The organism is Pseudomonas sp. CCI1.1 (assembly GCF_034348165.1).
Taxonomy (GTDB): domain Bacteria; phylum Pseudomonadota; class Gammaproteobacteria; order Pseudomonadales; family Pseudomonadaceae; genus Aquipseudomonas; species Aquipseudomonas paracarnis.
In genome coordinates, this window is record NZ_CP133780.1 from 3655009 (window position 1) to 3669827 (window position 14819).

Sequence of the window (14819 nt, forward strand, 5' to 3'; positions counted from 1 at the left end):
CGACTGAATTACACTGACCTCCACCCTCCTCAACTGTAACAAGGAATAACCTATGGGCGTGATCAGTGAGTTCAAGGCCTTCGCGGTCAAAGGTAATGTGGTCGACATGGCCGTCGGTATCATCATCGGTGCTGCCTTCGGCAAGATTGTTTCCTCATTTGTAGGCGACGTGATAATGCCTCCCATCGGCCTGCTGATCGGTGGCGTGGACTTTGCCGATCTGGCCGTCACGCTCAAGGCAGCACAAGGTGATGTACCCGCTGTTGTCCTGGCCTACGGCAAGTTCATCCAGAGCATCATCGACTTTATAATCGTCGCGTTTGCAATCTTCATGGGCGTGAAGGCGATCAACCGTCTGAAGCGCGAAGAAGCCGTGGCCCCAAGCCTGCCGCCGACGCCGAGCAAGGAAGAAGTGCTGCTGGGCGAGATCCGCGATCTGCTCAAGGCACAGAACAACAAGCCGCTTTAACCGGCGGATGCAAAAAAGGCGCCTCGCAAGGCGCCTTTTTTCTACCAATAATTTTCTACCGCCACCTGGCCAGGCCGTCGGCTCAGGCTCAGTTGCATGTCCCGCTGCTTGAGCAACTGGCGCGTGTCATCGACCATCTGCGGGTTGCCGCAAATCAGTACGCGCGAATCCTGCGCCGTCAGCTCCACGCCGGCGGCCCGCTCCAATTCGCCATTTTCGATCAAGGCCGTAATACGCCCATTCAACGCGCCCGGATGCTGCTCGCGGGTGACGATGGGAATGTAGGTGAGCTTGTGGGCGTACTCGGCCAGGTACTCGCGCTCACCCAGCGTGTCGATCAGCGACTGGTAGGCCAGTTCCTTGGCTTCCCGGGCGCTGTACACCAGGATGATGCGCTCGAATTTTTCCCAGACTTCGAAGTCCTGCAGGATCGACAGGAACGGCGCGACGCCCGTACCGGTTCCCAGCAACCACAGGTCGCGCCCGTCGACAAAGCGGTTGAGGGTCAGAAAACCCGTAGCCTGGCGCTCTACCAGCAAGGTATCGCCCACCTTCAGACGGCTCAGTTCACTGGTGAACTCACCACCGGGGACCACGATGGAAAAGAAATCCAGATGCTCATCAAACGGCGAAGACACGATGGAATAGGCACGCCACACGGTGCTGCCATCCGCCTTGGTAACGCCCAGGCGCACGAACTGGCCGGCGGTAAAACGAAAACCGGCATCGCGGGTGGTGCGCAGGGTGAACAGGCTGGGGGTCAGCGATTGCACATCGAGCAGGGTCTGGCGGGTAAATTTCTCAGCACTGGCCGTCATGGGGGGCTCCGTTTTGCACAGGCCTTTAGTGTCCCTCAAAACAGCCCGCGCAAACACCGATGATTGGTACTGGCTTTGCAATCGCTCAAAGCACACTCAGCTGGGCTGCACGTTTTTTGCCCATCACGGGGTCAACCATGCACTCCACTCCGGAACTAACTATTTGGCTATTAACGTGCCCCGAATACCTCACTAGAAGCAACGGCACTTACAGCGACATCATTTTGATACCACCTTCAAAACATTGAAAAAAAAGCCCCTGCCAAGCGCTCCTATACAAAACTTCGAGTCTTGTACAAAACCGGCGAACTAAACGAGCCCTGTAGATAAAATTTTTTTTAAACTCAGTTGTAGGACTTACCCTACACTTCTTTTCGAGTTGCATTGGGAGATCAGGACGTACCCAGGTTACACAGACACCTATGGAGAGTCACCGATGGTCAATTGGCATAATACCCGGCTACCCAAGCTGGACGGCGAGAGTGAAATCACCAGTGTGTTTGAGATGGTGATAAACCACACCTATGAACTAGGCTTCGAATATTGCTCCTTTACCATGAGCACCCAATCACAATGCCCCCCTACAAAACCAATTTTATTCAATAACTATCCAAATGAATGGCTCAGTATTTATAAAAAAGCACACTTCTTCGATGTAGACCCCGTTGTAACCCACTGTAAAACTTCGGTACTGCCCATTCTCTGGGAGCAAAAAACCTTTGCTGACGCCCCCCAGCTGTGGGAGTTGGCCCAGGCATGCGGAGTGCATTTCGGCTGGACCCAACCCGTGCATGATTTCCAGGGGGTGTTCAGCATGCTGACCCTGGTTCGCAGCAAGGGCAAGGTCACCCCTGCAGAGCTCTACGAAAAAACCGCCCAGGTGTTGTGGCTTTGCCATGTGATGCATGCGGTGGTCGCGCGCAAGTACGCCAACGCACCCGAGATCAAAGCGCCCAGCAAATTGACTGCCCGGGAAACAGAAATACTCAAGTGGTCCGCGATGGGCAAGACCGCCTCCGAGATTGCCGCGATTCTTTGCCTGTCCGAGCGCACCGTGGGCTTTCATATCAGCAGTACCTTCAAGAAGCTGGGCGTGCATAACAAGATCCAGGCGGTGCTGCGTGCCGCTAAAGCCGGGCTGTTTTAGCCCACGCAAAACACCGCATGTCATCGCGTTGAAAAAAACGTAATATTTACGGCCAATTCTGAGTGTTGAGGGTGCGCTTCGCGTGGCCCCCGCCGTTCACTCAGACGGTCCGTCGATTACCCAGAGCCTTGCCCCGCCATGCCCCTGCTTGACAGCCCTTTCGCCCAGCTCGACCTGATTCGTCAGCCAGAGCAACACAATGATCCGCTGCAAGCCTTCGATGCCGCCGACGAATACCTGCTCAGCCACCTCGCCGCGCAACAGCCCACTGCCGCCACCCGCGTGCTGGTCCTCAATGACAGCTTCGGCGCCCTGGCGGCCAGCCTTCAGGGCCAGGTACAGGTAACCTCCAGCGGCGATTCGTTCCTCGCCGCCCAGGGCCTGGAAAAAAACCTGGTGCGCAACGGCAAGCCCTTCGATGCCGTGCCCTTCATACCGGCTAGCCAGCTCGCGACCGGGCCGTTCGATCGCGTGTTGATCCGCGTGCCGAAAACCCTGGCGTTGCTGGAAGAACAACTGATCCGCCTGCAAGGGCAACTGGCGCCCGGCGCCGAGGTGATCGCAGGTGCGATGGTCAAGCATTTGCCCCGGGCCGCAGGTGAATTGCTGGAGCGTTACATCGGGCCCATGCACGCCTCATTGGCGGTCAAAAAGGCACGGTTGCTGATCGCCAGCGTCGAGCAGCGCCCTGCCGCGGTCTCGCCCTACCCGACCCGCTATACCCTGGATGCGCCGGTCATCGAGTTGTGTAACCACGCCAACGTGTTTTGCCGCGAAGGCCTGGACATCGGCACCCGTGCCTTCCTGCCGCATCTGCCAAAAAGCCTGGGCAGCGCCCGCGTGGCGGACCTGGGCTGCGGCAACGGCGTACTGGCGATTGCCAGCGCCCTGCAAAACCCCGACGCGCACTACACCTTGGTGGATGAGTCGTATATGGCAGTGCAATCGGCCGCCGAAAACTGGCAAGCCGCCTTGGGTGAACGGGACGTCAGCGTACGTGCCGACGATGGCCTGGCCGGCCAGGAGGCGCAATCGCTGGACGTGGTGCTGTGCAACCCGCCGTTCCACCAACAACAAGTGGTCGGTGACTTCCTCGCCTGGCGTATGTTCCAGCAGGCACGCGAAGCACTGGTGGTCGGTGGCGCCTTGTACATCGTCGGGAATCGTCACCTGGGCTACCACAGCAAGCTGGCGCGGCTGTTCCGTGGTGTCGAGCAAGTAGCGGCCACGCCCAAGTTCGTGATCCTCAAGGCGCGTAAATAAAAAAGCCCTGCTTTTCGATCAAGAAAAGCAGGGCTTTTTCGTAGGAGTATCAGTGCGTGCTCAGGCCTGCCGCATTCATGAACATGCGCATCAGGCTGGCCACCACAAACAGGGCCAGCACGCTGCCGGTCCAGATCATCGCCAGCCACCCCAGGCGCCGCCACAATGGCTGCTTCTCGGCCTGTTCAATTTCGTGCAACGAAGGTTTGGACATGTTTCAACCCTCCTAGTGATAGCCGTCTTCGTGGGTGACCTTGCCGCGGAACACGTAGTAGCTCCAGAAGGTGTAGCCCAGGATGAACGGGATGATGAACAACGTGCCCACCAGCATGAAGCCCTGGCTTTGCGGCGGCGCGGCGGCATCCCAGATCGACACGGACGGCGGGATGATGTTCGGCCACAGGCTGATCCCCAGGCCACTGTAGCCGAGGAAAATCAGCACCAGCGTCAACAGGAACGGCGTGTAGTGCGCATTACGTGCCACGGCGCGGATCAGCCCGTACATGGTAACCAGCACCAGGATCGGCACCGGCAGGAACCAGAACAGGTTCGGCAAGGTGAACCAGCGCGACGCGATTTCCGGGTGGGTCAGCGGCGTCCAGATGCTGACGATGCCGATCACCGCCAACACCACGAAGGCCAATGGCCGCGCCAGGTTGTGCATCTGCTCCTGCAACTTGCCTTCGGTCTTCATGATCAGCCAGGTGCAGCCGAGCAAGGCATACGCCACGATCAGCGCCACGCCGCAGAACATCGTGAAGGGTGTGAGCCAGTCCAGTGAGCCGCCGGCGAACTGGCGATCCACCACCGGAATACCGTCGATAAAGGCGCCCAACGCCACCCCCTGGAAGAAAGTCGCCGCCAGCGAGCCGCCAATAAACGCCTTGTCCCACAGGTGACGCTTGTGGTCCTTGGCCTTGAAGCGGAACTCAAAGGCCACGCCGCGGAAGATCAGCCCGATCAGCATCAAGATCAGCGGCAGGTACAGCGCCGACAGCACCACCGAATAGGCCAGCGGGAACGCGCCGAACAACGCCGCGCCGCCGAGTACCAGCCAGGTTTCGTTGCCGTCCCATACGGGCGCCACGGTGTTCATCATCACGTCACGGTCGACTTTGCCCGGGATAAACGGAAAAAGAATGCCGATCCCCAGGTCGAAGCCGTCCATGACCACGTACATCATGATGCCGAAGATGATGATCACGGCCCAGATCAGCGGAAGATCAATACCCATCTCAATTCCCCTTGTGCTGGATGTGGTCGTGGTCGTTATCACTGCCATCGTCGGCAGCAGACAACGGACGCGCCGGGGTGCGTTTCTGGCCAGGGCCACCGTGGGCTGGCTCGGTGCTGTCGTGGGTCACGGGGCCTTTGCGTACCAGGCGCATCATGTAGCCCAGGCCCGCACCGAACAGCGCGAAGTACACCACCACGAACAACACCAGGGTAATGGTCATCTGCGTCAGGCTATGCCCGGAGGAGGCATCCGCCGTGCGCATCAACCCGTAGACCACCCAGGGCTGGCGACCGATTTCGGTGGTGAACCAGCCGGCAAGAATCGCAATCAGGCCAGACGGGCCCATCCACAACGCCAGGTACAGGAACGGTTTGGACGTGTACATCTTGTCGCCCCGGCGCAGCCACAGGCTGAACAGACCGGTGAAGATCATCAGGAACCCCAGGCCGACCATGACCCGGAACGACCAGAACACAACGGTGGAGTTGGGGCGGTCTTCAGGCGGGAACTCCTTGAGCGCCGGCACCTGCTTGTCCAGGGAGTGAGTCAGGATCAGGCTACCCAGGTACGGAATCTCGACCGCGTATTTGGTTTTCTCGGCTTTCATGTCCGGCCAGCCGAACAGGATCAGCGGCGTGGGTTCGTTGCCGATATTTTCCCAGTGGCCTTCAATCGCGGCGATCTTGGCCGGCTGATGCTTGAGGGTATTGAGGCCGTGGAAGTCGCCGATCACCGCCTGGATGGGCGCAACGATCAAGGCCATCCACATCGCCATCGAGAGCATTTTGCGGATCGCCGGGTTGTCCTTGCCGCGCAGTAGATGCCAGGCCGCCGACGAGCCGACGAAGAAGGCCGTGGCCACGAACGCCGCTGTGGCCATGTGCATCAGGCGGTAGGGGAACGAGGGGTTGAAGATCACCGCCAACCAGTCGGTCGGTATCACGCGGCCATCGATGATTTCAAAGCCCTGGGGCGTCTGCATCCAGCTGTTGGAGGCGAGAATCCAGAACGTGGAGATCAACGTACCCACGGCCACCATCACGGTGGCGAAGAAGTGCAGCTTGCGCCCCACCTTGTTCCAGCCAAACAACATCACCCCCAGGAAACCGGCCTCGAGGAAGAAGGCCGTGAGCACTTCGTACGTCAGCAACGGCCCGGTGACGGCACCGGCGAAGTCTGAGAAGCGGCTCCAGTTGGTGCCGAACTGGTAGGCCATGACCAGGCCCGATACCACACCCATGCCGAAGTTGACGGCAAAGATCTTCGACCAGAAATGATAGAGGTCACGGTAGGTGTCGTTGTGGGTCTTGAGCCACAAGCCCTCCAGCACCGCAAGGTAACTGGCCAGGCCGATGGTGATCGCCGGGAACAGGATGTGGAATGAGATGGTGAACGCGAATTGAATTCGGGCGAGATCTAGCGCCTCCAAACCGAACATAAGTCTTCCTCTGTCAGGTAATACCGGCTGCTGGCTGGGAGCCTGCACCCACTGCCCCCACGGATATGGAGTGTGGCGAATTTCAATTCGTTTCTTTTATTACCCATCGCGTGGGGAATCTGGCCTTTCGGCCACCAGAACAATCCCGGGGCAGGTTTTGATCTGGATCAAGCATCGTTGAAAGAGTAGTCCCATTTTTGCCGTAGGACTGTGTGGTCTTTTGCCGCGTGACAGCTTGCCTCAGCTCAGTTCTTGCAACTATTTGTTACAGCTTGATGCTAATCTCGCCGTTCTCCCGTTGCCGACCTGATTGCCGATGCCCAGTGAACCTGCGTTGTTGTTACGTCACCACCGCCCTTTCATCGCGTTCTGGCTGGCGCGGATCTTTACGGCCAGCGGCTTCCAGATGCTCACCGTGGCGATTGGCTGGAACCTCTACCAGTTGACCGGCAACGTCCTGGACCTGGGCCTGGTCGGCCTGGTGGAATTCATACCGCGCGTACTGTTCATGCTGCACACCGGTCACGTGGCTGACCGCTATGAACGGCGCCGGGTCGCCGCTATCTGCCAGACGTTACAGGCACTCATTGCCTTGTCCCTGGCCATCGGCGGCCTGACCGGCAACGTGACCCGCGAGATGATCTTTATCCTCGCCTTCCTGCTGGGCGCCGCACGTTCGTTTGAAATGCCTACCACCCAGGCGCTGTTGCCGAGCATCGTGCCCAGCGCGCTGTTCCCCCGCGCCGTGGCCGCCTCGCAATCGGCCCAGCAACTGGCGACCATCGTCGCACCGGCCGTGGGCGGTTTGCTTTACGCGTTTGGCAGCGTGTGGGTGTACGGCCCCACCGTGGCGCTGTACCTGATCGCCTGCGTGCTGACCCTGAACCTGCCCGCCCGCCAGACCCCGCTGAACAAAGCCAAGGCTACCCTGGACTCGTTGCTGGCCGGTATTCGTTTTATCCGCAGCTGCCCGGACATTCTCGGCGCCATCTCCCTGGACCTGTTTGCCGTGCTGCTGGGCGGCGCCACCGCGCTGTTGCCGGTGTTCGCCAAGGACATCCTGCTGACCGGCGCTTGGGGCCTGGGCCTGCTGCGGTCGGCCCCGGCCGTGGGGGCATTGCTGATGTCACTGTGGCTAGCGCGGTTCTCGGTAGACCGCCAGGTGGGCCGCGTAATGTTCACCGCCGTCGGCGTGTTCGGGGTGGCAACCATTGCCTTCGGCCTGTCGACTTCGTTCTGGTTTTCACTGGCGGTGCTGGTGGTACTGGGCGCGGCAGACATGATCAGCATGGTGATCCGTGCGTCGTTCGTGCAGTTGGAAACGCCAGATGAAATGCGCGGGAGGGTGAGTGCGGTCAATGGCCTGTTTATCGGTGCGTCCAATCAATTGGGCGAATTCGAATCCGGGATTACCGCCCATTGGTTTGGCACCGTGCCTGCGGTGGTGATGGGCGGGGTTGGCACTTTGGTGGTGACCGGGGTGTGGATCAAGCTGTTCCCGACGCTGGCCAACCGTGATCGTATGCACGTACCGGTCGAAGAAAAGAGTACTTGAGAACGTTTTGACCATTGCACGTTTACCGGGGAGGATAAGTAGGAACCAAGCCGATCCCAAAGGTTGCAAAGAGCTACACAGCCAATGGAACTTTACCTACAGCATCACCACTCAGGGGCTACCTAGTTCAGTCATAAAACCTGAGGTTTTTCATGCTAGTCGGCTCCCCTCGCCCTAACACCTACCCCGCACTGCCCGAGCCTGCTTCGGCAAATGTTGGTCAGCGCCAGAAACGCTCAATCGATTCCAGTCCACCTCAAAAACAGGAACTAGTGAAGGAGACCGTGCCAGACCCAGACTCAGGCAATGGATATACTCAAATCACTGTTAACCCTGATCCGGGCAAAAGCGTCGGGGTGGGGCAGAAAGCCCCCGCGACCGTCGACCTTGGCCCAAACACCAGCGTCGACCCAGTCACACAAAAGATAAGTGACGACTTCAAAAGCGTTCAACAAGAAGCCTCGATTTACCTGAAGAACAAATTTGCCGAGATGGCGGCCAAAGCCAAGACCCCTGCCGAAAAAGAAAAGTGGGATATAGATCCCGATAACACCTACATAGTGACGTACGACTACAACACCCAGGGTGAAAGACCTTATCCCGCGAAAATCATCAAGCGCATCTCATTGACCGAGGCACTCATTACCAACGATCAGGACGTACCAAAGGGTAATGGTTACCCAGTCGCTTTCTACCCAGGCGGCCCTGAGGTCATCGTTAAGCCTGAATTAAAAACGCATACACCTGGCATCTTGAGCTTCAGCCGGTTCAACCCCTACACTGAAAAGGCTGACACTACTCATACCTTTCAAGGCATTTACCGAGAGTCCGCCGAAGAACCTGCACTGGTTTACAACGCAGGAAACCAGAGTGCGCTCACTCCCGATGAGTTCAGGAAAATGATTTGGAAGGCGGACTATAAAAAGCCTTACGATCAATTCCTGAATGAGTTCTGGAACCAGAACGAGAAAAACTATCCGTTACTCTCCAAAGCGTCTCTGATCAAGGCCGCCAAAACCCAGCATCAAGAGCACAGCCTCACTAAGGACGCCCACGACTTGGTCATGCGGGCCCTCGGTTTGTCAGGCGAAGAGACCGCCTGGCCGGACATCAAACTTGAAGACCTGCAAAAAAAACCTCCAAAAGATCCCAACATCGAAATGGGGATGCTGAAAGTCGGAAACTTTCAATCTACCGATCTTATGTACATCACGGACAAAAAGGTCAGATACGATGCCAACGGCAACAAGCTTCCACCCCTGACGCTTTTGTACATACCCGGAAACTCTTCCCCCATTCACACTTTCAACAGCCAGGCTGAAATGAAGGCATGGTTCGCCAAGCAGATGGCCGATCCCGTGAAGCGCGAAGCGATGGTCGCGCACTTCCCCCTCAAAGATAAACCTAACGGCTATGCGCAAGCAGGCACAGAAGAGACGCTGACCGGGCTCGGTACCTGGCCTGAAAAGCGCGAGACCCCGGGAGGGTTATTGTCCTATGACCATCGGGCGTTCAGCGGTTACTGGGACCCACAAAACTACATTAAGGCAGAACCCAGCCATTCGCCCTTCGACGAACTCACAAAGCGTCAGAAAGACCGATCTTATGCAGATGCTGCCGTGGATATCACCAGTGACAGCGACGTCACCAAGAAAAATATTCTCTCTGGTTTTGAAAAGGCTACAAAAGTAGCGATGTTCCTGACTCCACTGGCTTTCGCGATGCCTGAAGTGGGACTGGCATTGGATGCGTTCTATCTGGCCAGCGGAGCCACCAATACGGGTATTGGTATCGATGACAAAATACATGGCAAACCGACTGGCAACCAACGAATCCTATTCGGCGTGTTCAATGCCGCAACTGTGGCGATACCGCGTATCGTAAAGGCTGGCAAAGCGGGGGAAGGTGCCGTTAACGAACTCAAGGCGCCTACGGTAAAACCCGGCGAGGCACCTTCGCCCCCCCACTACCCGCCAGATACCGCCCCCCCTGTAGGGGCCGGCGAATCGACAGTCAATCGTCTACGTCCATCTCAATGGAAGGACATCAGCAGCCATGTGGTACCAGAGGGTGAGCAACTGATCTCAGGCGTTACCCCAAACGCCAAAGGCATCTATCAAATCAAGGGGCCCAACGGCGAAGACCGATGGATGATCCGAATAACCGATGACGCAGGAAACAGCCAAGTACATGAGATCGACGGCCGGTTTAAGCTCAGTGATGGTTATGCCCAGATCATTGACCCATTGACCAAAAAACCTGTGATGACCGTGCAGGCCACTGCGCAGGGAGAGTGGACGCCGATCAATGGGCCTGGGGGGATAAAATTCCCTTGGCAATCAGGAAGCTCTCGAACGCAGCCATTTGATCCCGGCGCTTACGACTATCCCCGCGAGGGGGAAGCCTCTTCATCAGAAGCGTCCGGGAAAGTAGATAAACGGCTGAAGCAAGATGCAGATCACTACCTAAAAAAAGCAAAACCGAAAACGATGCCCATTCATTCGGACCTGCCATCCAACACACCGCCCAAAGAAGTCATCAATTCCGTACTCCAAAAATCACCCGGTATGATTTTTGGCGAAGACCATACGCAATCGGCGGTGTTGCGAGTGCTTATGGATGAAGCGCCTACATTCAAAGCCAATAATGTGAGCCTGCTGTATTCAGAGGGCTTTGAACACTCTTTGCAGCCAGACCTTGATAGGTTTTTCGAGACGGGTGAGTTTTCTCAAGCATTGAGGGAACGGTTGAGGTTAATTGACCGCGCGCATGTCGCCCATGAGCCCTACACCAATAAAAATCTTCTTCTGACGATGCGAAAATATGGCATTCGAGTTAAAGCAATTGACGTGCCCTCGGTGGAGCCCATCGCCAGGCGTATTAAAAACATGAACTATTATGCGGCCAACGTGATCGAGCAAGATCAAGCTGCCGCCCCCCGAACAAAATGGATTGCACGGGTCGGCAGCTACCATGTGTTTAAGTATAAAGATGTTCAAGGCCTCGATACACTGACAGGCGCAACAGGGGTTACTGTGGACAACGCGCCTGCGAATGTCTCAACCTCTGTCGTTCAATCCCGAGACAAAACGCAGATCTATATTGACCTCGCAGAGCGTTGAAAATGTGCAACCCCTTAAGGGGGCTGTGTCAGAGCACCTTATCCAGCGTTACAGGGAACTCCCGCACCCGCTTGCCGGTGGCATGGTGAATCGCATTCGCCACCGCCGCCGCCACGCCGACGATACCGATCTCCCCTACGCCCTTGGAACCCAGCGCATTGACCACCTCGTCGTGTTCTTCGACAAACAGCACGTCAATCTCGCCGATATCGGCGTTAACCGGGATGTGGTATTCGGCCAGGCTGTGGTTCATGTAGCGTCCCAATTGGTGGTCGACCTGAGTCTCTTCATGCAGCGCCATGCCAATGCCCCATACCACGCCGCCGAGGATCTGGCTGCGGGCCATCTTCGGGTTGACCACGCGCCCGGCGGCTACCGCGCTGACCACACGGCTGACCTTGATGGTGCCCAGGTCTTCATCGACGCGCACTTCGACGAACACCGCCGAGTGGGTAGCGCTGGCATAGCTCTCGCGCTTCTTGTCGGGCTCGCTGTCGACCTGTACCTGCAAGGCTTCTTCACCGCTGTCCTTGACCAGTTGCGCCAACGACACACTCACGTCACCGCTCTGTAGCTGGCCGTCTTCAAACCGAATGGAATCGGCATCCTTAAATACCGGGTAAGTCTGCCGGGCGATCTCCAGCAACTTGGCATTGAGCGCTTCGCACGCTTGCTGCACGGCGGTGCCGACGGAAGACACGGTAAACGAACCGCCCTGCAACGGCGCCGTGGGCAATGACGAATCCCCCAGCAGAAAGCTGATATCGGCCATCGCCACGCCACTGGTTTGAGAGGCAATCTGGGTCATCACTGTGTAGGTGCCCGTGCCGATGTCCGTGGTGGCACTGCTCACGGTGAGTTTGCCGTTGCTATCGATGCGGGCCTTGGCGCTGGCTTTCATCTGCATGGCTTCCCACACCCCACCGGCCATGCCCCAGCCGATCAGTTGGCGGCCGTCACGCATGCTGCGCGGTTCCGGGTTGCGCTGGCTCCAGCCGAAACGTTCGGCGCCTTCGCTGTAGCACTCGCGCAGGGCCTTGCTCGACCAGGGTTTGTCTTCGTTCTGGTTGCGTTCGGCGTAGTTGATCAGGCGCAATTGCACCGGATCGATGGCCAAGGCGCAGGCCAGTTCGTCCATGGCACACTCCAGGCCGATCACGCCCAGTGCCGCACCGGGCGCGCGCATATCCAGCGGAGTAAAGACGTCCAGCGGCACCAGCTTGTAGGTCAGCTGCACGTTGTCGCAGTGATAGAGCATGCCGCTCCACTCCACCACGTGCTCGCTGAAATCCTCAAAGCGCGAGGTCTGGCCAATCGCGGTATGCCCCAGCGCCAGCAAGCGACCATTGGCGGCGGCGCCCATCTGCAAACGCTGCAAGGTGCGCGGACGATAGCCGAAGGTGAACATCTGCTGGCGCGTCAGGGTGACCCGCACCGAACGCTTGAGCGCCATGGCCGCCATCACCGCGAGCGGCAATTGGTATTGCGGGCGCAAGCCCGAACCGAAGGCGCCCCCGACAAAGGCAGCGAAGATGCGCACCTGGTTCTTATCCAGGCCGAAGACTTTTTGCACATAGGCCTGGCAGTTCTGCGGGCCCTGGGTCTTGTCGTGAATATGCAGGGTGCCGTCGGGCTGATACAGCACGGTGCTGGCGTGGGGCTCCATCGGGTTGTGGTGCTCGATGGGCGTGCTGTAGTGCAAGTCCAGATTGATTGCGGCACCGGCCCATTCAGCCTCGAAGTTGCCTCGCGGTTTGGGTGGGGTCTGGGGCGACGGGTGCGCCGCCGCTTGCTGGGTGAGCAGGTCGGTTTCGAAGGCTTCAGGCGCGTAGTCGATCTGCACCAGCGAGCCGGCGTGCCGCGCCAGTTCGAGGTTATCGGCAATCACCAAGGCCAGGGGCTGGCCACTGTAGAGTACGCGGTCGTTATACAGCGGGCGAAAAGGCGAGCCATCGGCCGCATCGGCATCAGCGAACGCCTCATCATAGCTGGCGATTTTCGGCCGATTGAGGTGATGGATCACGTCCACCACACCCGGCAACGCCAACGCCTTGGACGCATCGATGCGCAGCACCCGGCCTTTGGCGATAGTGCTCGACACCACGCTGCCATGCAGCAGGCCGTCCTCGGGAAATTCACCGGCGTAGCGTGCTTGGCCGGTGACCTTGAGCAGACCGTCGACACGGTCCAGGGGTTTGCCGATGGCGCTCATGGCTGTTCTCCTGCGACGGCGGCGTCGCTCAGGGCACGAATGATTGCGCGCCGGGCCAGCTTGACCTTGAAGCCGTTGTGTTCCAACGGTTCGGCGTCTTGCAGCAGGGCGTCGGCGGCGGCGCTGAAGGTTTCGCGGCTGACCGTGCGGCCGATCAGCAAGGCTTCCACTGCGCGGTCACGCCAGGGTTTATGCGCCACACCGCCCAAGGCCAGGCGTGCGTCGATGATTTCATCACCGTCCAGCTCCAAGGCGGCGGCCACCGAAACCAGGGCGAAGGCATAGGAGGCACGGTCACGGATTTTCAGGTAATGGCTGTGGCGGGCCAGGTGATCGGCGGGCAGCTCAATGGCCGTGATCAGCTCATCGTCGGCCAATTGGTTGTCACGTTGCGGCGCATCGCCTGGCAAGCGATGGAAGTCGGCGAACTCGATCACCCGCGCACCGCCACGTCCCTCTACATGCACCCGCGCTGCAAGCGCCGCCAGGGCCACGCACATGTCCGATGGATGGGTGGCCACGCACTGTTCACTGGCGCCGAGGATCGCATGGATACGGTTCAAACCGTTGCGCGCCGGGCAGCCGCTGCCGGGCTGGCGCTTGTTGCACGGTACCGCGGCGTCGTAGAAGTAATAGCAACGGGTGCGCTGCAACAGATTGCCGCCGGTACTGGCCATGTTGCGTAACTGCGGGGACGCCCCGGCGAGGATGGCCTGGGACAGCAACGGGTAACGCTGCTCAATGAGTGGGTGCCAGGCCAGGTCGGCGTTGCTCACCAGCGCACCGATACGCAGGCCACCCTCGGCGGTCTCTTGAATGTCGTGCAGCGGCAAGCCGGTGATGTCGATCAGATGCTCGGGATGGCTGATGTTTTCCTTCATCAGATCCAGCAGGTTGGTGCCACCGGCGATAAAGCGCGAGGCGCCGCTGCTCATCTGAACGGCCTGCTGCACATCGGTCGGCCTGCTGTAGTGGAAGGGGTTCATGACTCACCTCCCTGGCGGCGGCAGGCCGGCAGCGCGTCTTCGATGGCATCGCGGATGTTGTTGTAGGCGCCGCAGCGGCACAGGTTGCCGCTCATCAACTCCTGGATCTGCGCACGGTCGTGGGCGCGGCCTTCATTGGCCAGGCCCACGGCAGAACAGATCTGGCCGGGGGTGCAATAGCCGCACTGGAACGCGTCGTGCTGGATAAAGGCCTGTTGCATGGGGTGCAGTTGGTCGCCGTCGGCCAGGCCTTCGATGGTGGTCAATTCGGCGCCGTCGCACATCACGGCCAGGGTCAGGCAGGCATTCACGCGTTTGCCGTCACGCAACACGGTGCAGGCGCCGCACTGGCCGTGGTCGCAGCCTTTTTTGCTGCCCACCAGGTCCAACTGCTCACGCAGCAAGTCCAGCAAGGTGGTCCAGGGCAATACGTTCAGTTGGCGAGCCTGGCCGTTGAGTGTCAGGCGTATCGGGTGGGCAACGAACGGCTGGGCCGCCGCGCCATGGGGGGTCGCGCTCATAAACACCTCACGGGTTGGTGTACGTCCGCGGCGTTCAGGAAAATCGCCGTC

12 protein-coding genes are annotated in these 14819 nt (G+C 58.8%); 5 read left to right on the forward strand and 7 right to left on the reverse strand.

Annotated features, from left to right (window positions below):
• Positions 1 to 52 precede the first annotated feature (52 nt).
• Positions 53 to 469: a large-conductance mechanosensitive channel protein MscL gene (mscL, locus tag RHM69_RS16405; RefSeq protein ID WP_014720019.1), complete on the forward strand. Its 417-nt coding sequence runs from the start codon at positions 53 to 55 to the stop codon at positions 467 to 469.
• 41 nt (positions 470 to 510) lie between these two features.
• On the opposite strand, the gene RHM69_RS16410 is transcribed toward mscL, so the two are convergent.
• Entirely contained in the window at positions 511 to 1287 is a 777-nt protein-coding gene (locus RHM69_RS16410; protein ID WP_019818025.1) for a ferredoxin--NADP reductase, read from the reverse strand.
• A 436-nt stretch (positions 1288 to 1723) separates the two neighbouring features.
• On the opposite strand from RHM69_RS16410, the gene RHM69_RS16415 reads away from it, so the two are divergent.
• On the forward strand, positions 1724 to 2434 hold the full coding sequence (locus tag RHM69_RS16415; RefSeq protein WP_038451576.1) for a helix-turn-helix transcriptional regulator: 711 nt from the start codon (positions 1724 to 1726) through the stop codon (positions 2432 to 2434).
• Between the two features lie 138 nt (positions 2435 to 2572).
• Positions 2573 to 3697: a methyltransferase gene (locus tag RHM69_RS16420; RefSeq protein WP_014720022.1), complete on the forward strand. Its 1125-nt coding sequence runs from the start codon at positions 2573 to 2575 to the stop codon at positions 3695 to 3697.
• A gap of 49 nt (positions 3698 to 3746) precedes the next feature.
• Here RHM69_RS16420 and RHM69_RS16425 read toward each other — a convergent pair whose 3' ends face one another.
• Genes RHM69_RS16425 through RHM69_RS16435 form a run of 3 tightly spaced genes read right to left on the reverse strand, consistent with a single transcriptional unit; the run spans position 3747 to position 6372 of the window.
• Entirely contained in the window at positions 3747 to 3911 is a 165-nt protein-coding gene (locus RHM69_RS16425; RefSeq protein WP_003194328.1) for a DUF2474 domain-containing protein, read from the reverse strand.
• 12 nt (positions 3912 to 3923) lie between these two features.
• Positions 3924 to 4931, reverse strand: a complete 1008-nt coding sequence (cydB, locus tag RHM69_RS16430) for a cytochrome d ubiquinol oxidase subunit II (protein ID WP_014720024.1) — start codon at positions 4929 to 4931, stop codon at positions 3924 to 3926.
• 1 nt (position 4932) lies between these two features.
• Entirely contained in the window at positions 4933 to 6372 is a 1440-nt protein-coding gene (locus RHM69_RS16435; protein WP_014720025.1) for a cytochrome ubiquinol oxidase subunit I, read from the reverse strand.
• 316 nt (positions 6373 to 6688) lie between these two features.
• Between RHM69_RS16435 and RHM69_RS16440 the strand changes: the two genes are divergently transcribed.
• Positions 6689 to 7927, forward strand: a complete 1239-nt coding sequence (locus tag RHM69_RS16440; protein WP_200600555.1) for an MFS transporter — start codon at positions 6689 to 6691, stop codon at positions 7925 to 7927.
• Positions 7928 to 8079: 152 nt separating this feature from the next.
• Positions 8080 to 11049, forward strand: coding sequence for a membrane-targeted effector domain-containing toxin (locus tag RHM69_RS16445; RefSeq protein WP_200600557.1), 2970 nt, complete (start codon positions 8080 to 8082; stop codon positions 11047 to 11049).
• A gap of 28 nt (positions 11050 to 11077) precedes the next feature.
• Here the strand turns inward: RHM69_RS16445 and RHM69_RS16450 are convergent, their stop codons facing one another.
• From RHM69_RS16450 to RHM69_RS16460, 3 genes are read right to left on the reverse strand one after another with little or no spacing between them, the layout of a single operon-like run.
• Positions 11078 to 13261 carry a xanthine dehydrogenase family protein molybdopterin-binding subunit gene (locus RHM69_RS16450; protein ID WP_137270834.1) on the reverse strand — a complete coding sequence of 728 codons (2184 nt, stop codon included), beginning with the start codon at positions 13259 to 13261 and terminating at the stop codon, positions 11078 to 11080.
• Positions 13258 to 14247, reverse strand: coding sequence for an FAD binding domain-containing protein (locus RHM69_RS16455; RefSeq protein ID WP_019818031.1), 990 nt, complete (start codon positions 14245 to 14247; stop codon positions 13258 to 13260). Before RHM69_RS16455 ends, RHM69_RS16450 begins: the two co-directional genes overlap by 4 nt.
• Positions 14244 to 14768, reverse strand: a complete 525-nt coding sequence (locus RHM69_RS16460; protein ID WP_019818032.1) for a (2Fe-2S)-binding protein — start codon at positions 14766 to 14768, stop codon at positions 14244 to 14246. Before RHM69_RS16460 ends, RHM69_RS16455 begins: the two co-directional genes overlap by 4 nt.
• Between the last annotated feature and the right edge of the window lie 51 nt (positions 14769 to 14819).

Excerpts from the sequence above, each read along its gene's own strand:
- RHM69_RS16420 (WP_014720022.1), top strand. The coding sequence starts at position 2,573 with ATGCCCCTGCTTGACAGCCCTTTCGCCCAGCTCGACCTGATTCGTCAG.
- RHM69_RS16410 (WP_019818025.1), bottom strand. The coding sequence starts at position 1,287 with ATGACGGCCAGTGCTGAGAAATTTACCCGCCAGACCCTGCTCGATGTG.
- RHM69_RS16445 (WP_200600557.1), top strand. The coding sequence starts at position 8,080 with ATGCTAGTCGGCTCCCCTCGCCCTAACACCTACCCCGCACTGCCCGAG.
- cydB (WP_014720024.1), bottom strand. The coding sequence starts at position 4,931 with ATGGGTATTGATCTTCCGCTGATCTGGGCCGTGATCATCATCTTCGGC.
- RHM69_RS16455 (WP_019818031.1), bottom strand. The coding sequence starts at position 14,247 with ATGAACCCCTTCCACTACAGCAGGCCGACCGATGTGCAGCAGGCCGTT.
- RHM69_RS16450 (WP_137270834.1), bottom strand. The coding sequence starts at position 13,261 with ATGAGCGCCATCGGCAAACCCCTGGACCGTGTCGACGGTCTGCTCAAG.
- RHM69_RS16415 (WP_038451576.1), top strand. The coding sequence starts at position 1,724 with ATGGTCAATTGGCATAATACCCGGCTACCCAAGCTGGACGGCGAGAGT.
- RHM69_RS16460 (WP_019818032.1), bottom strand. The coding sequence starts at position 14,768 with ATGAGCGCGACCCCCCATGGCGCGGCGGCCCAGCCGTTCGTTGCCCAC.
- RHM69_RS16425 (WP_003194328.1), bottom strand. The coding sequence starts at position 3,911 with ATGTCCAAACCTTCGTTGCACGAAATTGAACAGGCCGAGAAGCAGCCA.
- RHM69_RS16440 (WP_200600555.1), top strand. The coding sequence starts at position 6,689 with ATGCCCAGTGAACCTGCGTTGTTGTTACGTCACCACCGCCCTTTCATC.
- mscL (WP_014720019.1), top strand. The coding sequence starts at position 53 with ATGGGCGTGATCAGTGAGTTCAAGGCCTTCGCGGTCAAAGGTAATGTG.
- RHM69_RS16435 (WP_014720025.1), bottom strand. The coding sequence starts at position 6,372 with ATGTTCGGTTTGGAGGCGCTAGATCTCGCCCGAATTCAATTCGCGTTC.